Below are 21,255 nucleotides of genomic sequence, written 5' to 3' on the forward strand. Positions count from 1 at the left end.
AACGGACATTAGATTAATACGATTTTAGGTATTAAATTCTATGGAGCTTCGGGGCACATAGCGCCATAGGTTTTGTCTTCACTCTTTACGTGATGCTATTTTATAATAAATTTAAAAACCTCTCTTAAGCTTACCTTAAGCATGCTCTTTTATAGTTACCTCATAGACAACGAATGAGGTTCTATTATGTTAAATCTAGTATCCAATAACACTGTTACTGCAACATCATCGTTTTCCAAGTCACAAACATTGAGTATGGATGTTTATTCAGAAAATGAAGAAGGAAGAGCAGAGGTAGAAGCTTTCATTAAACATGGTTTTCAAAAGTCATATGAAGCCAATATTCCAATCACGATGCCTTTCTTATTGTCTGTCAGCGAAGGAAAGCTTAAGGCAGCTTTGGGTATCAGATCAGCATCATCTCAATTGTTCATTGAGCAATATTTAGATGTACCAATTAATGAATTAGATTTGTTTAAATCCCAACAAGTTCAACGTGGCGATATTGTAGAGATTGGGAGCTTATATAGTAATTCAAACCGATTTACAGTCCCTTTATTTCTTGTCACCGCTATTTCTTTATTTTGTTTAGGTTTTAAATATATGACCTTTGCCGGAACAAGCAAAGTGATTGGGATTATTTCTAAAGCAGGCATTAAATGCGACTATATTTGTGATGCAAATGCTGAACTGCTGAATGAATCAGATGACGAATGGGGAAGTTACTATGAAACATCTCCTAAAGTCGTAGCAGTTTCTTTATCTGATGTTGCTCAAGTAGTTGATAGTCATAGCTATTATCACAAGTTATTCCAAGGTTTAGCTAATGAAATAGCAAAAACATGTAAGAATTTAGGAGCATGTTAATGATTATGGAAATGATAGAGCAACATCCTAAGCATAATATAGCTATAAGAACAGAGGAAGATTCATTTACTTATGAAGAACTTATTTTCAAAGTAGAGCAATTTTCGCAATGGCTAAACAACAACAAAATACATTCAGTTGCTTTGTATTGTGGTAACCAAGCTGAATGGATTTTTGTTGATTTAGCTTGTCAACAAGCTAATGTTGTATTTACGCCTGTGCCCCCATTCTTTTCAGATCTACAAATAGATGAATTAATAAGTACCGTAAGACCAGATGTTATTATTTCAAATGAGGTACTTTCTTTTTATGAGAAAGAGCAAACGCCATTTCCGTCTTTATCTGCATACTTTCTCAAATTAGAGAAATCTCCTAAATTACCTAAAGGAACCAGCAAAGTGACTTTCACTTCTGGAACTACAGGTAAACCTAAAGGAGTTTGCTTAAGTACCGAAAACCAAATGAATGTGGCCCGTTCAATAGTAGAAGCTGTAGATATTCAATCTCCTACTCATCTTTGTTTACTTTCACTATCCACATTACTTGAGAACGTAGCTGGAATTTATGCCCCACTGATGGCAGGTGGAACAGTATGGTTGTTAGATAGCGAAGAACTAGGGTTTGATGGTGCAGAATTATTTAATATGGATAGTTTTCTCAGTGCCATTTCACGCGTAAAACCTCAAAGTTTAATTCTTGTACCTGAATTACTTCAAGTGCTTATCATCGGACTTAACAATGGTTGGTTAGCTCCTGAGGAGTTAGAGTTTATTGCTGTAGGCGGAAGCAAAGTATCTGAACGACTCATATTACAAGCTAGAGAGGTAGGTCTGCCTGTTTATCAGGGCTATGGTTTATCTGAATGCGGCTCAGTAGTCAGTATTAACAAACGAAACAATAATACTATTTATTCCTGCGGAGAAGTGCTTCCGCATGTTTCTATTTCAATAATTGATGGTGAATTAGTTGTAGAAGGTAATGTTTTCTTAGGTTATATCAACGATGAAAAATCCTGGTATCCCAAGAAAGTAAATACAGGAGATATTGCAAAACTTGTCAACAACTCTATTGAAATCAACGGTCGTAAAAAGAATGTCATTATCAATTCATATGGTCGGAATATGTCACCTGAGTGGATTGAGTCTGAAATTATGTCATCAGGAATGTTTCAACAAGCAGTTGTACTAGGAGATGGCAGACCATTTTGTATCGCTATTCTTGTTCCTTTAAATCGTAATTTACCTGAACGTGATGTCGAACAGGCAATGGCAAAAGTAAACAATGTATTGCCTGGTTATGCTCAAGTCCAATACCAAGTGAGCTTAAAGTCACCAATGAATTTTGAAGATGGACTATTCACGACAAATGGGCGACCCAAACGTCATGCAATAGAAAATCACTTTCATAAAGAAATTTCAAATATCTATAAACAATCTAAAACTAATTTGGAGATGTCATGAACTTATACCAACGCTTATTAAATGAAACAGAATCAGAAAAAGAGTATTTACTTTCATCCCCTATTATTAGCAGATGTTTTAAAGGAGAAATTGAGTTAGACGATTATGTTGAGTTCCTATCTCAGGCTTATCATCATGTTAAACATACGGTGCCATTACTAATGTTAGTTGGTGCAAGGTTACCTGAAAGTAAAGAGTGGTTACGTGAGGCTGTAGCCGAATATATCGAAGAAGAGCTTGGTCATCAAGAATGGATATTAAATGATATTGCAGCTTGTAGTTCAGATAAGGAAGCCGTAAGAGAGAGTAAACCATCATACGCAACTGAACTAATGGTGTCATACGCATATGACTCTATTCAACGGGTTAATCCTCTATGCTTTTTTGGCATGGTTCATGTGCTTGAAGGAACGAGTATTGCTATGGCGGATAATGCTGCCTCTGCTATAGGAAGTGCTTTGTCTTTACCTGACAAAGCTTTTAGCTACCTTAAATCTCATGGTTCTCTTGATATTGAGCATGTTCAATTTTTTGAGGGACTGATGTCAAAAATTACAGATAAAGATGAACAAGATCTTATCGTTGAAAGTGCCAAGAAATTTTACTTACTTTATGGAAATATTTTCCGCGCATTAGATAACAGGAATTCTATACCGCAATTTCCAAGGAGGGATCATGAAAAAGTTGCCTAAATGTATCTTAACGGGAGCAACAGGCGGAATTGGTCAAGCCATTGCTAAGCAATTATCAGAGAAAGGCTATTCACTGATCTTAGTGGGGAGAAATATAGAAAATCTAGTGATGTTAGTTAATAAACTGCAAGGAAAGCATGAAGTGGTTATTGGAGATATAACCAATGAAACGGATAGAGCAAACATGATTGCTAAATCTTTTAATAATGTTGAGCCTAGTGTTCTTATTAATAATGCTGGAATATCAAATTTTTCCACATTTAACGAAGTATCTGATACCGATATTAATAACGTATTAACGACTAATCTTACGAGTACAATTCAATTAACTCATGAATTTTTAAAGAAAAGAGGAGGACAAAAATCGACAGTGATTAATGTTGGATCAACTCTCGGTTCAATAGGTTTTCCTGGGTATAGTTTATATTGTGCAAGTAAGTTTGGTCTTAAAGGTTTTTCTGAAGCCCTAAGTAGAGAAATGGCAAACACGGATGTCCGAATTAGTTATTTGGCACCGAGAGCAACAGACACAAATATAAATACCAGTAATGTCATAGATATGAATAAAGCGTTAGGCAGTAAAGTAGATCCCCCAGAAATGGTCGCAAAGGAGTTGGTTTATCTACTCGAAGGAAAGAAAAATAGCCGTTTTATTGGGTGGCCTGAAAAATTTTTTGCACGCTTAAATGGTGCATTTCCTGAGTTGGTCGATTTATCTATGAAAAAAAGTCTACCGACAATATTAAAGTTTACAGAGGGGAAATAGTCATGAAGTTAATTAAATATATTTCAATATTAGGAATCTTCTTAGTTTCAATAAGTAGCAATGCTCAATCAAAAGAGAGTTTCGAAAAACAATTGCTTTTAGTTCAACATAGCTGGGCAAAAATTTATTATGAATCATCGGGTGATGCTCAAGAAGATGGTTTTGAACAATTGGAAAATGAAATAGCCTCATTAGCTAAATCGTTTCCTAACAAAGCAGAAGCCTGGATTTGGCATGGCATTGTTCAATCGAGTTATGCTGGAGCTAAAGGTGGTCTAGGTGCTCTGTCTTTAGCCAAAGCAGCAAAAAAATCATTTGAAAAAGCAATTGAAATCGATGGTGCAGCTATGCTCGGTTCTGCTTATACAAGTTTAGGTAATTTGTATCATCAAGTACCGGGTTGGCCAATAGGATTTGGTGATGATGATGATGCCAAAAGATTTTTAGAGAAGTCATTGAAATTGAATCCCGATGGTCTCGACTCAAATTATTTTTACGGGCAGTTTATGTATGATGAAAGAAATTACAAACTAGCTAACGAGTATTTATTGAAAGCGAGAAGTGCTCCAGAACGAGAGTCAAGACCATTAGCTGACCAATATAGGCAAGAGGAAGTTTTGACTTTATTGGCAAAAGTTGACAAAAAATTAAGAAAATAAAAGTTAGGTTTAAGTATGTAAAAGAGTTTTCTTAAGGGTTCCTTAAGGAAACTTTTTTACATTATCCAATAAATAATTCTATCTAAGGCCGTTAATGAAAATAATAACGAGCGCTCTAATAATTTTAACTTTATGTATCAATGTAGTAAGCGCTAATGAAGTGCCTCAATTACATTATAAAGATATCGTAGAAAAAAATGTTGGCAATGTGATTTATCTAGATTTCTGGGCATCATGGTGTACTCCTTGTCGAAGGTCATTTCCTTGGATGAATGAGTTGCAAAAAAAATATGGAAATAAAAACTTTAAGGTAATCAGCATTAATGTTGACTCTGAAAGAGAGCTTGCTGAAGAATTCCTTGCTAATACCCCTGCAAAATTTTCCGTCTTATATGATCCAGACGGAGCGCTTGCATCTGAAATGAAGCTAAAAGGTATGCCAAGTAGTTTTATTATTAATGCTGATGGTGTTGTTGTTAGTGCTCATGTTGGCTTTACTGATAAAAAGAAATCAATTTACGAACAAGAAATAAAACAGCTAATTCAAGGGAATTAATATGCACAAATATAAAATATTATTTACTTTAAGTATCACATTGCTAAGCGGCTGCTCTAGCCTTGGGGTTCAACCTTGGGAGAGAGATTTATTAGCAAAAAAAGAAATGGCGTTGACAAGCTCTCCTATTGATTCTGCACTTGACGATCATATTTACTTCAGTAAAGAAGCATCAAGTGGTGGTAAAGGCTTTGGTGGAGGTGGCTGCGGATGCAACTAACAAACAAAAGTAAACCAAACTTAAAGGCACTATTAACTACAGCCACCTGTGCTCTGTTAGGTAGTACTGCACAAGCTGCTACAGAAGAAAGTTGGGAGTTTGATACGGCTATAATGCAATATGCAGAAGTAGATCGTGTTATGGCTACTGAAGCGATAATCGCTGGGAAAAAAACATTTAGCAATGATGAGGTGCTTAGCCTAAAGTTAACCATTGACGCTTTAACAGGAGCATCTCCTAATGGCGCGACTGCACAACCAACCCCTCAAACGTTTACAAGACCATCAGGCAAGGGACAATATACTGTTGATGCGGGTGATACTCCTTTAGATGATACTTTTCATGATACACGTGTTCAATTAACTGGACAGTGGACACAGCCCTTGTTGAAAGATTATACCGTTAGCGTAGGAGGAAATTTCTCTAAAGAATATGATTATATGTCAGCTTCTCTTAACGGCAATCTTGCAAGAGATTTTAATCAAAAGAATACAACATTATCAGCAGGGATGGCTTACGCATATGATGTAATTGAGCCAGAAGGTGGAATACCAAATCCATTTTCTGCAATGGTTATTGGTGATTCAAGTGATCCTGGTTTTGAGGATGAGTTTAATAAAACACGCATTGGAAGCGATGAAACAAAGTCCACACTTGATTTGTTGTTTGGTCTCACTCAAGTCATTAACCGAAATATGATTGTTCAATTGAATTATTCGTATTCAACGGCAAGTGGTTATTTAACCGACCCGTTTAAAGTTATCAGCTCAGTCGATACAAATGGGGAAGCTCAGGAATACTTACATGAGCATCGTCCAGATGAGCGAACTAAGCATTCATTTTTTGGGCAGACTAAATATCACTTTGATACAGGTATATTAGATGCTAGTTATCGGTTTATGACTGATGATTGGGATATAGACTCTCATACGTTTGATATTCGTTATTTAATACCGTTTGAGAATGGTTACTTTATTGAGCCACATGTCCGAATGTACACACAGAGTGCGGCTGAATTTTATCAACCATTTATGAATCATGGCGATGCTGTACCTGATTATGTCAGTGCTGATTACCGTATAGGTGAATTAGATACTTACACTATTGGGATTAAATATGGCTTACCTGTTGGTAATGGAAATGATTTAGCGTTTAGATTGGAGTACTACCATCAAACACCCAAAAGTAATGGAACAGAGGCGATTGGGGTCTTAAAAGATATGGAGTTATATGAACAAGTAGATGCTATAATTGCACAGGTAACTTATTCATTTTAACCGTATTTTATGTCAAAATTAATAAAGCCTAAAAGAGTAGTGAAGTGTAAACCTCGAAGTGAGGGGTTTACGCTTACCTTTTTTGCTATGGCGAGCCTATGTGAGATATTAATTGATACACATGATAAAACTCTCGCTATAAAAATGGGTAATGTTGCTGCCAAGGAAGCTTGGCGGATTGAAAATAAATACTCTCGATATGACAAAAACAGTTTATGCAGTCAAATCAATTTCAACGCTGGTGAGCAATTTCAAATAGATGAAGAAACTTATAATCTATTTGAATTCTCTCAGCAATGTTTTGAGATGAGTGAAGGTGCTTTTGATATCACTTCGGGGATTCTACGAAATGCCTGGCATTTTGATGGCAGCGATAATCTACCCAGCAAAGAAGATGTTAACAAACTTCTTCAATTTGTTGGTTGGGATAAAGTCATTTATTCTCCAAGCCATATTACATTGAAAGAAGGCATGGAATTGGATTTTGGTGGGTTAGGAAAAGAGTATGCAGTTGACCGGGCTATTTTACTGTTAAGTAAAATAGCCAATATCCCATTTTTAGTAAACTACGGTGGAGATTTAGCCGTAAATGGGACAAGAAAAAACAATGGATCTTGGCAAGTAGGTATTGAACATCCCTCTTTTAAAGCGAGCAGTTCGCCTCTAGTAACCTTAAATACAGGTGCAATAGCGACAAGTGGCGATGCAAATAGGTTTCTGTTAAAAGATGGTCATCGATATAGTCATATTCTTAATGTTGCTAGTGGTTGGCCTGTTGAACAACCTCCTAATTCAATCACGGTGGCTGCACCCAAATGTATTCAGGCCGGATTTTTAGCAACATTAGCATTACTGCAAGGAGTCAATGCGGAAAGTTTTCTAAAAGACCAGGATATATTACATTGGTCAATTCGGTAGAATATACCTACACATACATAGGAATTTATTAAGCCATGAGATTGTTACTTATTGAAGATGATGTTCATCTTGCTAATGGTTTACGAGAGTCACTAAGAAACGATGGTCATAGTGTAGATATTGTTTTTAATGGCAAAGAAGGGATTTTGGCTATTAAAAGTGGCGACTTTGATGTTGTGATACTCGATTTAGGATTGCCTGATATTGATGGTCTAGATGTTTTAAAGCAAACTAAAAAATTAAATAAAAGTCTTCCTGTTTTAATCTTAACGGCAAGAGATGGTATTGAAAATAAAGTGAAAGGGCTTGATTTAGGAGCTGATGATTACCTAGCAAAACCTTTTAGTATTGAAGAGCTGTTTGCTAGATTAAGGGTAATAGAAAGAAGGTTGGGTACGCATACATCATCAATAATAGCTCATAATAGTGTAGCACTTGATACTCAGGCTCATGCTATTTTTGTGAATGATATCGTGGAAAAATTCTCTCGACGTGAGTATATGCTAATAAAGGCGTTATTAGAAAATTTAGGTCGTATTCAATCAAAAGAGCAATTAGAAACTAAACTTTATGAGTGGGGGGAAGAAGTAGCATCAAACACGATTGAAGTGCACATTAGTAACATCAGAAAAAAATTACCACACAACTATATTAAAAATGTCAGGGGTGTGGGGTACGTTGTGAGTAAAGTATAAATGAGTATCCAACGATATTTGCTGATCGTTATTATATCTGTTGTTACCTTGGCTTCTTTTGGAGCTGCTTTACAGGGATATAAAGCCAGTAAGGAGAAGCTAAATCAAATTTTCGATGAAGAAATGAGATCGTTTGCCATCGCCTTGATAAATAGCCCGATTAAGAAATCATCAACCAAAGTCATTTTACATTCTATTTTTGCATATCAAATTTGGGTAGATAATGAGCTAAAATTAAAAAGCGATAATGCTCCTGAAAAATATATTACAAAAAAACATCAAGGCTTTAGTGATAATAGTTTTTTAGGAACAAGGTGGCGAGTTTTCGTATTAGTTGATGATGAAGCAAAAGTGATTGTCGCACAGCCATTAGGGCAACGATTTGAATCTGTTGAAGAAGTATTACTGGAAGCTATATTACCCATCGTTTATGCAATACCATTGATAGGTTTATTGGTGTTTTTTGCAATAAATAGGAGTTTAAAACCTCTTCATGTTTTATCAACTCAGCTACAAAGAAAAAGTGCCAATGACTTATCTCCGGTTAAAGTGAGAGATAATTCCGCTGAATTAATGCCAATCCAGAATGTACTGAATAGTTTACTTGAAAGGTTGAGTAACGCTTTTGATCGAGAAAAAAGGCTTTCAGGTGATGCGGCTCATGAATTGAGAACACCAATCAGTGTACTTAAAATAACCGCTCATAATATCAAAATAGCCTTTGAAGATGACAACATTCAACGGCATCATATTGACGAACTGAATAATAATACAATCAGAATGGCACATGTTATTGAACAAATCATTGCTCTAAACAGAACGACACCAGAAAATTTTGAAGAGAGCAAAGCCAGATTAGAATTAAGAGAAATTTTACAAAACATAATTACAGATAACTATGAGAAAATGGAGTTTTTACATCAAACTGTGTCACTAGAAGCTGAGTCTACTTCACTGTTAGGAGATAAATTTTCACTTGAAATTCTTTTCGATAATTTACTTAAAAACGCAATAAAATACAGTGGTAGGGGAACTGAAATACATATATCGATTGAAGAACAAGTAAATAATTTTCAAATCGTGGTTGAAGATTCAGGCGTTGGTATAACAAAAGAACATTTAGATAAAGTATTCCTGCGATTTTATAGGGTTAAGCAACACTCTGAAACTGGTAGTGGTTTAGGCTTATCGATAGTAAAGCATATTGTTGACTTGCATGAAGGGAATATTCAATTAATGACTTCAAATTTAGGAGGGCTTAAGGTGGTGATTACTTTGCCTAAGTCTACTAAATCGGCTTCTATCAATGAGTAAATATACTCACTTACATGGTTTATTGGGCATAATGTTGTTTTTTGTGTCTCATAATACTTGGTCTAAAACACAAGAATTTCACTTAACCTTAGAAAACCATGTTTTTATCCCTTCAGAATTAAAAATTCCAAAAAATGAGAAAGTTAAACTGATAATTCATAATAAAGACAATACGGCTGAGGAATTCGATAGTTTTGATTTAAATAGAGAAAAAGTCTTATTTCCTAATAAAAAAACGACCATTTTTATTGGTCCTCTTTCCTCAGGTAAATACGAATATTTTGGTGAATATAATCCCAACTCTGCAAGGGGTGTTATCATTGTTGAGGTGACCAATGTTAATTATTATCGTTATTTTGTTCATTAAAGACTTGTTGCCTATTTTTATTTTGCTTTGTTTAATTAGCACGAGTATCGCACCTAATATTGTATCTACTCATAGGTTAATTATCACCTTAACGATGAGTTTTATCGGTATTTTTACAACGTTCAATTTTTTACCAAATATGAGTGAATTATTTGATGGCGTAGGGATAGAAATAATACAAACAACTGAGTTGTTAACCACATATTTTTGCTTGTTATATGGTAGCTCTTATCTAGTAACTCAAAAAAAATTAAGTACATTGCAAAGTAACTTGATCATCATTGCAATTGTATTATTTAATGTAATTAATGCCAGTCAATTCATTGTTTTCCTCGATAGCTATTTGGCTAACAGTGAATCTATTCGAAATATAATTGTAGGTTTGGCTATCGGTTTTGGGATCTGCTTAAGTTTTAGTGCTTTATTATATTTTTCAATTAATTGGCTTGTAAAAAAAGAATCTTATTATTTTATTTACTTTATTTGGGCTTTATTTTTATCTGGGTATGTCAGCCAGATAATTAACTTGTTACAGCAAGTGGATATAATTCAAAGCAGCGGAGCGCTTTGGGATAGCTCTAATATTGTCAAAGATAGCTCTGAATATGGTCACCTGTTACACACTCTTTTTGGGTATGAGGCTAGCCCTTCACACGAGTTAATTCTTTTCTATGTGACAAGCTTACTTATATGTTTAGTCTATTTTGTTATAATTTCATCATTAAAGCGTCAACGTACAATTGATGGTACTGAGGAGAAATCACATGTGCTCTAGGGTACTGTTTATTGTATTAGTTATTTTCTCAACTAATGTGTTAGCGGATGGTATGGTTGTTGACAAAGTTTATCACCCCTATGTTTTGCCTAATGAACGAGAGTTTGAATGGAGATTAATGTCGAGGCAAACAGATGATAATAGTTTAATTGGTCAGCGTATCGCTTATGGTCAGTCGATAAATGAAACGGTTATGGTTGAAGGCTATTTAATTGGAGAAAAAACAGCGACTGAAGACTTTGGTTTACAAGCATATGAATTAGAAGTGCGTTGGATGATGACCGAACAAGGTGAATACTGGGCAGACTGGGGAATGCTATTTGAAGTTGAAAAGCAGCATGGTAGTAATGACTGGGAAGTAACTTCAGGCATTATATTCGAGAAAGAATTCGGTCGTACTAGTCTTACCGTGAACCTGTTTGGTATTTATGAATGGGGAGAAAACTTGCAAGATGAGTTTGAAACAGAGTTCAGACTTAAATATCGTTACCGCTGGTTACCTCAAGTACAACCCGCAATTGAGCTATATACCGGAGAAGGTTATTTTGGTATCGGCCCTGCTGTTATGGGGATTCAGCGTTTTGATGGTCAAAAGCAGCTTAAATGGGAAGCTGGATTCATCACTGAGCTATCAAGTTATGGTAAAGATCATAGTTTAAGAATTTCTTTGGAATATGAGTTTTAATTTAATGGTATTTCACTGATTATTAGCTTTGATTTACTAGGGGTCATTGCTCGTTAAATAGGGCATATGAGTTAAAAGGGATGATTCTAGGCAATTGTCTCATGATTTTATGTTTTAAAAACAATAGTGTAATTACAACAATTTATATTAATTTATATTTTGGAATAATTATGAGTGATCACTATTCTCATCCGATATACGCAAAATTTATTCATTTAGGAATGGCATCTTTTGGTATCTTTGCTTTCCTTACAAGTGAATTTTCAGACGATGGCATTACATCAAATGGCTACTTATTACATAGCTATTTAGGTGTAGTGGCAGAGTTAATTTGGCCACCTAACTAGAGGTTTATTATGCACCTCATCAAACTTTAGGTGACATCAACTCAAAAAACTCTTTGATTTAGTGATTCAAATATTCGTTCATGACTGTCTATTAGATTGAATATAAAAGATTACAATTAATGTCGGCTTTGAGGCTTAAACCCGTCTCACAGCCGAGCAGAAAACCTAGGCTAATATTGCCCTAAATATGTTCTTGAATGTACAAAAGCTAATGTCGGCTTTTGGCTAAAAGAAGTCACAAGGTTATTTTCGATGCTAATGACCGCTTTGGTGGCATTTTTGCCAGTCAGGTTATTCGATTAATTGGTAATATTTATAGTCTAACCTTGCGTATTTATATTTGTGGGGAATGTCCGTATCAAAGTGAACATAAACCATAGATGGCTTGACCAGTGAACTAGCTCCGCTTTGTGGCAATTACAGTCTGTAAATCTACTATCCTAATGACCGATTTGTCGGAGTTACTTGCCGTTTTAGTATAAAAATTCAATGAACGTTTTATTGGGATTTTCGACGGTCAGTTTAGATTTAATAAAATGATATTTACTCAGAGTATGTGTGTTTTTGCACGTACTCATGACCTTTAAGGTAAAATGTTTAATATGGCCAATGACTTTAGCATGCCAAAGCTGCGCAAAATGTAATTGCACCTCATGACTATAATGTCGGGCTAACGACAAAGATGTTTAAGTTGGATTGAGTATGTAGAAGTCTTAGTAAACCCCAAAAATATGCATTGAATTAAAAAGTTTATATAGTGCATTGCTCATATAAGGCTTTAATAAGTGTACTCCACCTTAGAAACCCCCTTAACTAACCACATACTTACATGTAGGTGAATCAGCACCTTTAATTATGCTTATATGTAGGTGTAACAGTGCCTTTAACCATGTTGGCTGTAATTTTCTTGTCAATTTCAAAAATAAAAATTCTCAACCTGCCTCGAATTCTCAACTTAAGTGGCACTCGCCACATTAAAACCTGTGCTTTATTGCGCTTGTGTCAATTGATTGTTCTGGTACAATCAGTTTCAATTACAGTTTACTCTAAGTGATGTGGAGCCCCATGGTTATAAAAGCGCACAGTCCAGCAGGATTTGCCGAACAATATATTGTTGAATCTATTTGGAATGGTGGTTTTCCACCGGGTACTATTTTACCCGCTGAACGTGAATTATCGGAACTTATCGGCGTCACAAGAACGACATTAAGAGAAGTGTTACAACGGTTAGCGCGCGATGGTTGGCTAACGATAAAACATGGTAAGCCGACAAAAGTTAATAACTTTTGGGAAACATCTAGCCTTAATATTCTTGAAACATTAGCACAGCTTGATCAAGAAGGTATTCCTGACTTAGTCGAAAATTTACTGTCGGCGCGAACTAATATTAGTGCAATATATGTTCGTGGTGCGATAAAAAATAACCCGGAAAAAACTATCGAATTATTGTCTGCAATTGCTGATGTTGAAGATAATGGTGAAGCTTTTGCTGAGTTTGATTATCAACTTAATAAAGAGCTAGTTGTTGCTTCAGAGAACTCTATTTACTTATTGATTCTTAACGGTTTTAGAGGTTTGTATTCGCGTTTAGGTAGTTTGTATTTTGCTCATCCTCGTGGTCGTGAAATAACACGTACATTTTATAAGAACCTTATTGAGTTGGCTAAAACGGGTCAATTTGACGAGTCAGTTTATGAAGTTAGAAGGTACGGTGTTGAATCTGGAAAACTTTGGATCGAGCTGAAAGACGAAGTGTTAAAAGAGCTTGCTGAATAAGCTAATAACCAAACGTTAAATCAATAATTACGCAAGAAAGGCAACTAGACAGTTGCCTTTTTTATTGCCTATTCATCGGGTTGTGGGCATTGTGCAATAATTTCGTCTACGCCTTGTTCATTTTCTTGTAATAGTTTTACATCAAATTTCCAAAGGTAATATAAGTGCTTTAATACTTCATCTTTTGAGTCTGCAAGCGATACATTTTGATGCGGAATATAGCGCAAAGTTAATGAGCGATCGCCGCTAATATCAGCATTAGTAATTTGAATGTTCGCTTCTAAATTACTTAAGTTGTATTGATCAGATAACATAGTGCGTATTTTTTGGTAGCCACTTTGATTATGAATAGCACCAACCTCAATATAGCTTTTATCGCTGTCATCGTGTAAATGAAATAGTTTAAAATCTCGCATTAACTTAGGCGATAAATACTGACTTATAAAGCTTTCGTCTTTAAAGTTTTCCATGGCAAAATGTACGGTATCTAGCCAATTACTGCCTGCTATGTCTGGAAACCATTGCTTGTCCTCTTCGCTTGGTTTTTCGCATATTCGTCTAATATCTATAAACATATTAAAACCTAGTGCGTAGGGATTTATGCCAGAATAGTAAGGGCTGTTATAGTCAACTTGTGCGACAACATTAGTATGATTATGTAAAAACTCTAACATGAATTTATCAGTCACTAAGCCTTCATCGTATAGGTGATTTAGAATGGTGTAGTGCCAAAAACAAGCCCAACCTTCATTCATCACTTGTGTTTGCTTTTGAGGGTAAAAATATTGTGATACTTTCCTTACAATACGCACTAACTCTCGTTGCCAAGGTTTTAAAAGTGGAGCATTTTTTTCGATAAAATAGAGAATATTTTCTTGTGGTTCGCTCGGAAATACCGCTTTAGATTTTTTACTGTCAGTTTCATTATCTGCAGTCGTTTTCCAAAGCATATTTACTTGTGACTGTAAGTAAGATTCACGTTCTTTTTGGCGTTTTAATTCTGCTTCTAATGATATTTTTTGTGGTCGTTTATAGCGATCAACTCCATGGTTCATTAGCGCATGACACGCGTCGAGGCAAGCTTCAACTTCGTCAATGCCATGTTTATGTTCGCAGTCAGCAATGTATTTTTTGGCGAAGACCAAGTAATCAATAATTGAACTAGCATCGGTCCACGACTTAAATAAATAATTACCTTTGAAAAATGAATTATGGCCATAGCAAGCGTGTGCCATAACAAGTGCTTGCATAGCCATGGAGTTTTCTTCCATTAAATATGAAATACAGGGGTCTGAGTTAATAACAATTTCATAGGCTAAGCCCATTTGCCCGCGCTTATAGGTTTGCTCTGTTTGAATGAACTTTTTACCAAAGGTCCAATGGTTGTAGCCAATGGGCATACCGACACTAGCGTAGGCGTCCATCATTTGCTCGGCAGTGATCACTTCAATTTGGTTAGTGTAGGTATCTAAACGATAATGTTGTGCAACACGCTCAATTTCACTTTGATATTGTTCGAGCTTAGGAAATGTCCAGTCACTGCTATCGTCGAGTGGTTTTCGCTTAGTCATAAAAACTCCTTATACCAATTGAAACGAATAATCGATCATTTTAAAGTGGTGTAAATATGAAATACCTTTGTGCTTGCATGGACGTTTTAGTTATCTCGTTATTGCTTTTGCATTACGCTAGTGACTGAGACCCATAAAAGAGCATGACTCCACGGCATTTTTAAATCATTATAAGTCAATGTAAGCATTTATGATTAGTCTGAAATAATAAACATCTACTATAAATGAAATTATCTATTGCTTGAAAAAATACTCATGAATATTTAGTTTTCTTATAAGTCATCACATAACATTACTAAGCGGCTTGTACACTTTTTTTCTTAAATAACGCTCTAAATACGGGGTAAATATCTTCAATTGTTCTAATATGTTCCATTGAAAAAGCATCATTGGTATCAGCAATTTGTGAATATTGTTGCCAAAGACTTTGATGCGAGCGTTGCGTGATTTCGATGTAACTAAAGTATCTGGCTTTAGGTAATATACTTTCGCGCATTAATTTCTGACAGTGTGGCGAGTCGTCAGCCCAATTATCGCCATCGGACGCTTGAGCACCATATACATTCCATTCTCTTTCATTATAGCGCTGTTCTATAATGTCGATCATTAGCTCTAAAGCGCTCGAGGCAATGGTGCCACCAGTTTCTTGCGAATAAAAAAATTCATGCTCGTCAACTTCTTTGGCTTGGGTATGGTGGCGAATATAAACCACGTCGATGGTTTCATAGGTCCGAGTCAAAAATAGGTATAAAAGAATATAAAAGCGCTTGGCAATATCTTTAGTGGCTTGATCCATAGAGCCAGAAACATCCATTAAACAAAACATCACAGCTTTTGACGTTGGGACAGCTTGTTTTGCATAATTGCGATAACGTAAGTCAAACGAGTCAATAAAAGGTACTTTTCTAATGCTAGCTTTAATGATTTCAATGGCTTTTATAAGCTTATTTTTAGCTCGAACGTTGTCGTGTTTATCTAGCTCTAGCAAGGCTAATTCTGCTTCGAGTACTTTAAGTTGGCGGCGTTTATCAGCCGTCATGGCAATTCTGCGCGCTATAGAGCCTTGTAAAGATTTTACAATATCAATATTTGAAGCTGCTCCTTCCGCGCAATAACCGGAGCGTACGGTTTTATAATCAATAATTGTATCTAATTGATTTTGCTCTAAATTGGGAAGTTCTAAATCTTCAAAAAGTAAATTTAGATATTCATCCTTAGAAATAGAGAAAACAAAGTCGTCACTACCTTCACCAGAATCACTTGCGTCGCCTTGACCGCTGCCTTGACCTTGGCCTTGTTGTTGCGGTGGTCGAGCAATTTGATCGCCAGTAGTAAACTGGTCATTACCAGGGTGAACACGGTCTTTAATGCCACCGCTGCCTTGATGAAAAACAGGTTCACTTAAATCTTTTTTAGTGATGGTAATGTTTTCACCACTGGTAATATCAGTAACGCCACGTTTATTTATCGCCTCAGATACAGACTTCTTAATTTGGCTTTTATAACGCCTGATAAAACGCTGGCGGTTAACCGTACTTTTATTTTTGCTATTTAACCGCCTATCGATAAAGTTTGTCATATATGCTCCTAACTTAGTCGTAATAGGACTAAGTACAGCCTAAGAAGATTTTCTTACGCGCAAATACCATTCAGAAAGTAATCTGACTTGTTTTTTTGTATACCCCTTAGCCATCATACGTTCAACAAAGTCGTCGTGCTTTTGTTGATCATCATTAGATGTTTTATTGTTAAATGAAATAACAGGTAATAAGTCTTCTGTGTTTGAGAACATTTTTTTCTCGATTACCGTGCGTAATTTTTCGTAGCTGGTCCATAACGGATTTGTGCCATTGTTGTTGGCTTTCGCGCGTAGGACGAAATTTACAATTTCATTTCTGAAATCTTTTGGGTTACTAATTCCTGCTGGCTTCTCTATTTTTTCTAATTCATTATTCAGTGCTTCACGGTCAAATAGTTGTCCAGTTTCAGCATCTCGGTACTCTTGATCTTGTATCCAAAAGTCAGCATACGTAACATAGCGGTCAAAAATGTTTTGTCCATATTCAGAATAAGACTCTAAATAAGCGGTTTGAATTTCCTTGCCGATAAACTCAATAAACTGAGGCGATAAGTAACCTTTGATAAACTCTAAATATCGCTCACTGGTTTCTTTCGGTAATTGCTCACGCTCTATTTGCTGTTCAAGTACGTAAAATAAATGCACAGGGTTTGCCGCAACTTCTAAATGATCAAAGTTGAAAACACGGGACAATATTTTAAAAGCAAAGCGTGTTGAGAGCCCTGACATGCCTTCATCGATGCCTGCGTACTCTCGGTATTCTTGATATGATTTTGCTTTTGGATCGGTATCTTTTAAGCTTTCACCGTCATACACGCGCATTTTAGAATAAATACTGGAGTTCTCTGGTTCTTTTAGGCGTGAAAGTACCGAAAATTGTGCTAAGGTTTCTAATGTATCTGGCGCACATTGTGCTGTATTTAATTCACTGTTTTCTAATAGTTTTTTATAGATTTTAACTTCTTCCGAAACCCGCATGCAGTAGGGCACTTTAACAATATAAACACGGTCTAAAAATGCCTCATTGTTTTTATTATTTCTAAAGGTGGTCCATTCCGACTCATTGGAATGCGCCAGTAAAATACCGTTAAAGGGTAGAGCAGAAAGACCTTCGGTTGGGTTGTAATTACCTTCTTGTGTCGCGGTTAAAAGTGGGTGTAGCACTTTAATTGGCGCCTTGAACATTTCAACAAATTCCATTAAACCCTGGTTGGCACGACATAAAGCACCCGAGTAGCTATAAGCATCAGGATCATTTTGTGCGAAGTGCTCTAATTGGCGAATATCAACTTTACCAACCAACGCTGATATATCTTGGTTGTTATCATCACCGGGCTCGGTTTTAGCGACGGCAATTTGATCAAGAATAGAAGGATAAATTTTTATCACTTCAAATTTTGCAATATCGCCCTTAAATTCGTGCAAACGTTTTGCAATCCAAGGTGACATGATCGTACTGAGATAGCGCTCAGGAATATTATATTCTTGTTGTAATATTTTACCGTCAGCATTGGCATCAAATAAACAAAATGGATGGTCATTTACTGGGCTGCGCTTTCCGTTTGCACTAAGCACATAAATAGGCTCTTGCTGCATTAGCGCCTTTAGTTTCTCAGCTAATGATGACTTACCGCCACCTACCGGTCCCAGCAAATAGAGAATTTGTTTCTGCTCTTCCAAGCCTTGAGAAGCGTGAGTTAAATAGGCAACAATTTGTTCTATCGCTTCTTCCATGCCATAAAAATCTTTAAAGGCGGGATAACGGGCAATAACCCGATTGGAGAATATTCTACTTAAACAAGGCTCATTTGAAGTGTCTATCATTTCGGGTTCGCCAATGGCTTTTAATAACCGTTGTGATGCACTTGCATATGCCATAGGGTCAGTACGACATAAGCTAAGGAAATCTTGAATTGAATAGCACTCTTCTTGTGCTTCGTCGTAGCGTGATTGGAAATGTTGAAATATACTCATAACCGCCTCCAGAAGATAAGTCGTTCATACTGGGCTGATAATTCGACCATACGAGCAATGTAACTTATCAAACCCTTCTAAATTATTAGACCGTACTTTTACCTTTCCTATTTTATTTACTTTAAGTCTAGGTGTTAATTTTTAAAGTGGTTAAAAAATAAAGAAAAAAATTGTAACCAGAAGCTATTTTCAATAAGGATATATTGTCTAAACTACACGCTTTCTACTTTAATATGAGTTGGTTTAATACCAATATAATCGACTAAGTGACCAACTTTAAGTGCTGATCAATATTTAAAGCACATGTTTATTGTTCCAGACTAAACATAAGTACCAGCATCCCTGCCGGCACATGTTTATTGTTCCAGACTAAACATAAGTACCAGCATCCCTGCCGGCACATGTTTATTGTTCCAGACTAAACATAAGTAGCAGTTTCTACGAAAAAGATTTATTCATGACGTTTGGTACTAAGTTCATATATGGGTAAGTTATTAGTATGCTGTAGCAGCGATTACCTAAATGGCTAGAAAAGACTGGAGAGGCAGCGCAGATGCTGACGATTTACATTAGCTTAGAATGAGCGATTATTTATTTTAATTAATGGTATAAATTAGCTAAAAAAAAGGCCAGCAAATAATGCTGACCTTTTAAAATTAGATTTAAATTATTGTCTTGTAGCGATTAAGCGTAGTTTGCAGATGCAAAATCCCAGTTCGCTAATGCCCAGAAACCTTCCATGTAGCTAGGACGAAGGTTACGGTAATCAATGTAGTATGCATGTTCCCATAAATCTACTGTGATAAGTGGTGTTACACCTTCATCAGTAAGTGGAGTTGCTGCATTAGACGTATTAACGATAGCTAAGCTTCCGTCAGCATTTTTAACTAACCAAGTCCAGCTTGAACCAAAGTTGTTGATTGCGCTGTCAGTGAATTTTGCTTTAAATTCAGCAAATGAACCAAAGCTTGCATTAATAGCAGTCGCTAATGCACCTGATGGCTCGCCGCCGCCGTTAGGGCTTAAGCTATTCCAGTAAAATGTATGGTTCCAAATTTGTGCAGCGTTATTGAAAACACCAGCAGAAGATGTTTTAACGATATCTTCTAATGACTTTCCTTCAAAATCAGTACCTTCGATAAGACCGTTTAACTTAACAACATAAGTGTTGTGGTGCTTACCATAGTGAAACTCTAACGTTTCTTGTGAAATATGTGGTGCAAGTGCATCCATTGCATATGGTAGTGCTGGTAATTCGATAGCCATTATATTCTCCAGTATGTGATTATAAAAAATTATTCTAATGCTAATTTAAAGAAGTAGTTTGTTTTTTTCTAAAACCTAGTAAACTACTCGGGTATTAAAGCTTTATATAGTCTACCCAAGTATATAGGTATTACCATAGGTTTTATCAAGGCTATTAAGTTTTAATATATAAGTTTTTTGCTTTAGTATTTATTGTTCTGTTTATATTCGTCAGTTTTACTTTAAGTATTGGGCACAATAATACCAAACTTAATACATATTGTTTCATTACGTGAAATGTTATTATTAGTTAAATTGGTATAAGTATTAATTTTTGAGGATATTATGGAAACAATCGAACGCATTAAAGAACAAATCAGTGAAAACACAATTCTCCTTTACATGAAGGGTTCACCAAAGTTACCAAGTTGTGGCTTTTCTTCACAGGCTTCTCAAGCGTTGATGGGCTGTGGTGAAAAATTCGCCTATGTTGATATCTTACAAAACCCTGATATTCGTGCTGAATTACCAAAGTATGCTGATTGGCCAACATTTCCACAACTATGGGTTGACGGTGAACTTGTCGGCGGTTGTGACATCATCATGGAAATGTATCAGCAAGGTGAATTACAAACCTTGATCACTGAATCTGCAGCTAAAAATAGTTCGGCAGAAAGTTCAGAGTAACTATTGAATTATCACTTAACGCCACCATACTAGGTGGAGTTAACATTAAATAACTTAAATTTATTTTAAAAAATTGGAGAATATAATGAGTGTATTAGTCGGTCGCGCAGCACCAGATTTTACAGCAGCAGCAGTTTTAGGTTCAGGCGAAATTGTAGATAGCTTTAACCTAGCAGAAGCGATTAAAGGTAAAAAAGCCGTCGTGTTTTTCTACCCACTTGATTTTACTTTTGTATGTCCTTCAGAGTTATTAGCTTTTGATCACCGTATGGAAGAATTCAAAAGCCGTGGTGTTGAAGTTATTGGTGTTTCAATCGATTCACAATTTTCTCATAACGCGTGGCGTAACACCGCAGTAAACGATGGTGGTATTGGTCAAGTTCAATACACTTTAGTTGCTGATGTAAAACATGAAATTTGTAAAGCATACGACGTAGAGCATCCAGAAGCTGGCGTTGCATTTCGTGCTTCATTCTTAATTGATGAAGAAGGCAGTGTACGTCATCAAGTGGTTAATGATTTACCACTTGGTCGTAACGTTGATGAAATGATCCGTATGATCGACGCTTTACAATTTCACCAAGATCACGGTGAAGTTTGTCCAGCAGGCTGGAACAAAGGCGATAAAGGCATGACCGCAACTACTGAAGGCGTTGCAGCTTACCTTACAGATAACGCTGATAAACTTTAACGCTTAAGTTAATTTATTAGTAAAAAGCCGCGTTTTAGCGGCTTTTTTGTGTCTGATTTTTAACTCTATACATTAAAAATCTTTGTAAAATAGTGTATTACAGTTACTATACTAAGCAGAGTTGGATTGCTTGC

General features: G+C 36.0%; 23 protein-coding genes. 19 read left to right on the forward strand and 4 right to left on the reverse strand.

The window, feature by feature from the left end; genetic code table 11:
- Positions 1-186 precede the first annotated feature (186 nt).
- The 17 genes from B5D82_RS15070 (at position 187) to fadR (ending at position 13,374) form a co-directional block, all read left to right on the forward strand.
- Positions 187-867 (forward strand): thermostable hemolysin, encoded by a 681-nt coding sequence (locus B5D82_RS15070; RefSeq protein ID WP_081152667.1) that lies wholly within the window; start codon positions 187-189, stop codon positions 865-867.
- A complete protein-coding gene (locus B5D82_RS15075) occupies positions 867-2,327 on the forward strand; it encodes an AMP-binding protein (RefSeq protein WP_157673908.1) in 1,461 nt (486 codons plus the stop codon). The genes B5D82_RS15070 and B5D82_RS15075 overlap by 1 nt, the downstream gene beginning before the upstream one ends.
- The gene (locus B5D82_RS15080) at positions 2,324-3,019 is read left to right on the forward strand and encodes an iron-containing redox enzyme family protein (protein ID WP_081152671.1); all 696 of its coding nucleotides are present in this window, start codon (positions 2,324-2,326) and stop codon (positions 3,017-3,019) included. Before B5D82_RS15075 ends, B5D82_RS15080 begins: the two co-directional genes overlap by 4 nt.
- Complete coding sequence (locus B5D82_RS15085) at positions 3,003-3,785, forward strand: SDR family oxidoreductase (protein ID WP_081152673.1); 783 nt, start codon at positions 3,003-3,005, stop codon at positions 3,783-3,785. Before B5D82_RS15080 ends, B5D82_RS15085 begins: the two co-directional genes overlap by 17 nt.
- 2 nt (positions 3,786-3,787) lie before the next feature.
- Positions 3,788-4,444: a tetratricopeptide repeat protein gene (locus B5D82_RS15090; RefSeq protein WP_081152675.1), complete on the forward strand. Its 657-nt coding sequence runs from the start codon at positions 3,788-3,790 to the stop codon at positions 4,442-4,444.
- Positions 4,445-4,538: 94 nt separating this feature from the next.
- The gene (locus tag B5D82_RS15095) at positions 4,539-5,000 is read left to right on the forward strand and encodes a TlpA family protein disulfide reductase (RefSeq protein WP_081152677.1); all 462 of its coding nucleotides are present in this window, start codon (positions 4,539-4,541) and stop codon (positions 4,998-5,000) included.
- A 1-nt stretch (position 5,001) separates the two neighbouring features.
- Complete coding sequence (locus tag B5D82_RS15100; protein ID WP_081152679.1) at positions 5,002-5,220, forward strand: DUF4266 domain-containing protein; 219 nt, start codon at positions 5,002-5,004, stop codon at positions 5,218-5,220.
- Positions 5,211-6,497, forward strand: coding sequence for a DUF3570 domain-containing protein (locus B5D82_RS15105; protein ID WP_081152680.1), 1,287 nt, complete (start codon positions 5,211-5,213; stop codon positions 6,495-6,497). Before B5D82_RS15100 ends, B5D82_RS15105 begins: the two co-directional genes overlap by 10 nt.
- Before the next feature lie 9 nt (positions 6,498-6,506).
- A complete protein-coding gene (locus B5D82_RS15110) occupies positions 6,507-7,415 on the forward strand; it encodes an FAD:protein FMN transferase (RefSeq protein ID WP_081152682.1) in 909 nt (302 codons plus the stop codon).
- A 35-nt stretch (positions 7,416-7,450) separates the two neighbouring features.
- Positions 7,451-8,110: a response regulator gene (locus B5D82_RS15115; RefSeq protein WP_081152684.1), complete on the forward strand. Its 660-nt coding sequence runs from the start codon at positions 7,451-7,453 to the stop codon at positions 8,108-8,110.
- On the forward strand, positions 8,111-9,424 hold the full coding sequence (locus tag B5D82_RS15120; RefSeq protein ID WP_081152686.1) for an ATP-binding protein: 1,314 nt from the start codon (positions 8,111-8,113) through the stop codon (positions 9,422-9,424).
- The gene (locus B5D82_RS15125; protein ID WP_081152688.1) at positions 9,417-9,791 is read left to right on the forward strand and encodes a cupredoxin domain-containing protein; all 375 of its coding nucleotides are present in this window, start codon (positions 9,417-9,419) and stop codon (positions 9,789-9,791) included. Before B5D82_RS15120 ends, B5D82_RS15125 begins: the two co-directional genes overlap by 8 nt.
- Complete coding sequence (locus B5D82_RS15130; RefSeq protein ID WP_081152689.1) at positions 9,760-10,566, forward strand: FTR1 family protein; 807 nt, start codon at positions 9,760-9,762, stop codon at positions 10,564-10,566. Before B5D82_RS15125 ends, B5D82_RS15130 begins: the two co-directional genes overlap by 32 nt.
- Positions 10,556-11,251 (forward strand): hypothetical protein, encoded by a 696-nt coding sequence (locus B5D82_RS15135; RefSeq protein ID WP_081152691.1) that lies wholly within the window; start codon positions 10,556-10,558, stop codon positions 11,249-11,251. Before B5D82_RS15130 ends, B5D82_RS15135 begins: the two co-directional genes overlap by 11 nt.
- A 170-nt stretch (positions 11,252-11,421) precedes the next feature.
- Positions 11,422-11,598, forward strand: a complete 177-nt coding sequence (locus tag B5D82_RS15140) for a hypothetical protein (RefSeq protein ID WP_216628993.1) — start codon at positions 11,422-11,424, stop codon at positions 11,596-11,598.
- A 221-nt stretch (positions 11,599-11,819) separates the two neighbouring features.
- A complete protein-coding gene (locus tag B5D82_RS20070; RefSeq protein WP_216628994.1) occupies positions 11,820-11,978 on the forward strand; it encodes a hypothetical protein in 159 nt (52 codons plus the stop codon).
- 685 nt (positions 11,979-12,663) lie between these two features.
- Positions 12,664-13,374, forward strand: coding sequence for a fatty acid metabolism transcriptional regulator FadR (gene fadR, locus B5D82_RS15145; RefSeq protein WP_081152693.1), 711 nt, complete (start codon positions 12,664-12,666; stop codon positions 13,372-13,374).
- Positions 13,375-13,442: 68 nt separating this feature from the next.
- On the opposite strand, the gene B5D82_RS15150 is transcribed toward fadR, so the two are convergent.
- From B5D82_RS15150 to sodB, 4 genes are all read right to left on the reverse strand, one after another.
- Positions 13,443-14,945, reverse strand: a complete 1,503-nt coding sequence (locus tag B5D82_RS15150) for a SpoVR family protein (protein ID WP_081152695.1) — start codon at positions 14,943-14,945, stop codon at positions 13,443-13,445.
- A 295-nt stretch (positions 14,946-15,240) separates the two neighbouring features.
- A complete protein-coding gene (locus B5D82_RS15155) occupies positions 15,241-16,524 on the reverse strand; it encodes a YeaH/YhbH family protein (RefSeq protein WP_081152696.1) in 1,284 nt (427 codons plus the stop codon).
- 39 nt (positions 16,525-16,563) lie between these two features.
- Positions 16,564-18,498: a PrkA family serine protein kinase gene (locus tag B5D82_RS15160; protein WP_081152698.1), complete on the reverse strand. Its 1,935-nt coding sequence runs from the start codon at positions 18,496-18,498 to the stop codon at positions 16,564-16,566.
- A 684-nt stretch (positions 18,499-19,182) separates the two neighbouring features.
- Entirely contained in the window at positions 19,183-19,764 is a 582-nt protein-coding gene (gene sodB, locus B5D82_RS15165; RefSeq protein ID WP_081152700.1) for a superoxide dismutase [Fe], read from the reverse strand.
- A gap of 324 nt (positions 19,765-20,088) precedes the next feature.
- Between sodB and B5D82_RS15170 the strand changes: the two genes are divergently transcribed.
- Entirely contained in the window at positions 20,089-20,430 is a 342-nt protein-coding gene (locus tag B5D82_RS15170) for a Grx4 family monothiol glutaredoxin (protein WP_081152701.1), read from the forward strand.
- 85 nt (positions 20,431-20,515) lie between these two features.
- Positions 20,516-21,121 carry a peroxiredoxin gene (locus tag B5D82_RS15175; protein WP_081152703.1) on the forward strand — a complete coding sequence of 202 codons (606 nt, stop codon included), beginning with the start codon at positions 20,516-20,518 and terminating at the stop codon, positions 21,119-21,121.
- The last annotated feature ends 134 nt before the right edge of the window (positions 21,122-21,255 follow it).

This window comes from Cognaticolwellia beringensis, from assembly GCF_002076895.1.
Lineage (GTDB): Bacteria > Pseudomonadota > Gammaproteobacteria > Enterobacterales > Alteromonadaceae > Cognaticolwellia > Cognaticolwellia beringensis.

What these genes read in the sequence shown, in the direction of transcription:
- B5D82_RS15070 (WP_081152667.1), top strand. Translation starts at nt 187, where the DNA reads ATGTTAAATCTAGTATCCAATAACACTGTTACTGCAACATCATCGTTT.
- B5D82_RS15075 (WP_157673908.1), top strand. Translation starts at nt 867, where the DNA reads ATGATTATGGAAATGATAGAGCAACATCCTAAGCATAATATAGCTATA.
- B5D82_RS15080 (WP_081152671.1), top strand. Translation starts at nt 2,324, where the DNA reads ATGAACTTATACCAACGCTTATTAAATGAAACAGAATCAGAAAAAGAG.
- B5D82_RS15085 (WP_081152673.1), top strand. Translation starts at nt 3,003, where the DNA reads ATGAAAAAGTTGCCTAAATGTATCTTAACGGGAGCAACAGGCGGAATT.
- B5D82_RS15090 (WP_081152675.1), top strand. Translation starts at nt 3,788, where the DNA reads ATGAAGTTAATTAAATATATTTCAATATTAGGAATCTTCTTAGTTTCA.
- B5D82_RS15095 (WP_081152677.1), top strand. Translation starts at nt 4,539, where the DNA reads ATGAAAATAATAACGAGCGCTCTAATAATTTTAACTTTATGTATCAAT.
- B5D82_RS15100 (WP_081152679.1), top strand. Translation starts at nt 5,002, where the DNA reads ATGCACAAATATAAAATATTATTTACTTTAAGTATCACATTGCTAAGC.
- B5D82_RS15105 (WP_081152680.1), top strand. Translation starts at nt 5,211, where the DNA reads ATGCAACTAACAAACAAAAGTAAACCAAACTTAAAGGCACTATTAACT.
- B5D82_RS15110 (WP_081152682.1), top strand. Translation starts at nt 6,507, where the DNA reads ATGTCAAAATTAATAAAGCCTAAAAGAGTAGTGAAGTGTAAACCTCGA.
- B5D82_RS15115 (WP_081152684.1), top strand. Translation starts at nt 7,451, where the DNA reads ATGAGATTGTTACTTATTGAAGATGATGTTCATCTTGCTAATGGTTTA.
- B5D82_RS15120 (WP_081152686.1), top strand. Translation starts at nt 8,111, where the DNA reads ATGAGTATCCAACGATATTTGCTGATCGTTATTATATCTGTTGTTACC.
- B5D82_RS15125 (WP_081152688.1), top strand. Translation starts at nt 9,417, where the DNA reads ATGAGTAAATATACTCACTTACATGGTTTATTGGGCATAATGTTGTTT.
- B5D82_RS15130 (WP_081152689.1), top strand. Translation starts at nt 9,760, where the DNA reads ATGTTAATTATTATCGTTATTTTGTTCATTAAAGACTTGTTGCCTATT.
- B5D82_RS15135 (WP_081152691.1), top strand. Translation starts at nt 10,556, where the DNA reads ATGTGCTCTAGGGTACTGTTTATTGTATTAGTTATTTTCTCAACTAAT.
- B5D82_RS15140 (WP_216628993.1), top strand. Translation starts at nt 11,422, where the DNA reads ATGAGTGATCACTATTCTCATCCGATATACGCAAAATTTATTCATTTA.
- fadR (WP_081152693.1), top strand. Translation starts at nt 12,664, where the DNA reads ATGGTTATAAAAGCGCACAGTCCAGCAGGATTTGCCGAACAATATATT.
- B5D82_RS15150 (WP_081152695.1), bottom strand. Translation starts at nt 14,945, where the DNA reads ATGACTAAGCGAAAACCACTCGACGATAGCAGTGACTGGACATTTCCT.
- B5D82_RS15155 (WP_081152696.1), bottom strand. Translation starts at nt 16,524, where the DNA reads ATGACAAACTTTATCGATAGGCGGTTAAATAGCAAAAATAAAAGTACG.
- B5D82_RS15160 (WP_081152698.1), bottom strand. Translation starts at nt 18,498, where the DNA reads ATGAGTATATTTCAACATTTCCAATCACGCTACGACGAAGCACAAGAA.
- sodB (WP_081152700.1), bottom strand. Translation starts at nt 19,764, where the DNA reads ATGGCTATCGAATTACCAGCACTACCATATGCAATGGATGCACTTGCA.
- B5D82_RS15170 (WP_081152701.1), top strand. Translation starts at nt 20,089, where the DNA reads ATGGAAACAATCGAACGCATTAAAGAACAAATCAGTGAAAACACAATT.
- B5D82_RS15175 (WP_081152703.1), top strand. Translation starts at nt 20,516, where the DNA reads ATGAGTGTATTAGTCGGTCGCGCAGCACCAGATTTTACAGCAGCAGCA.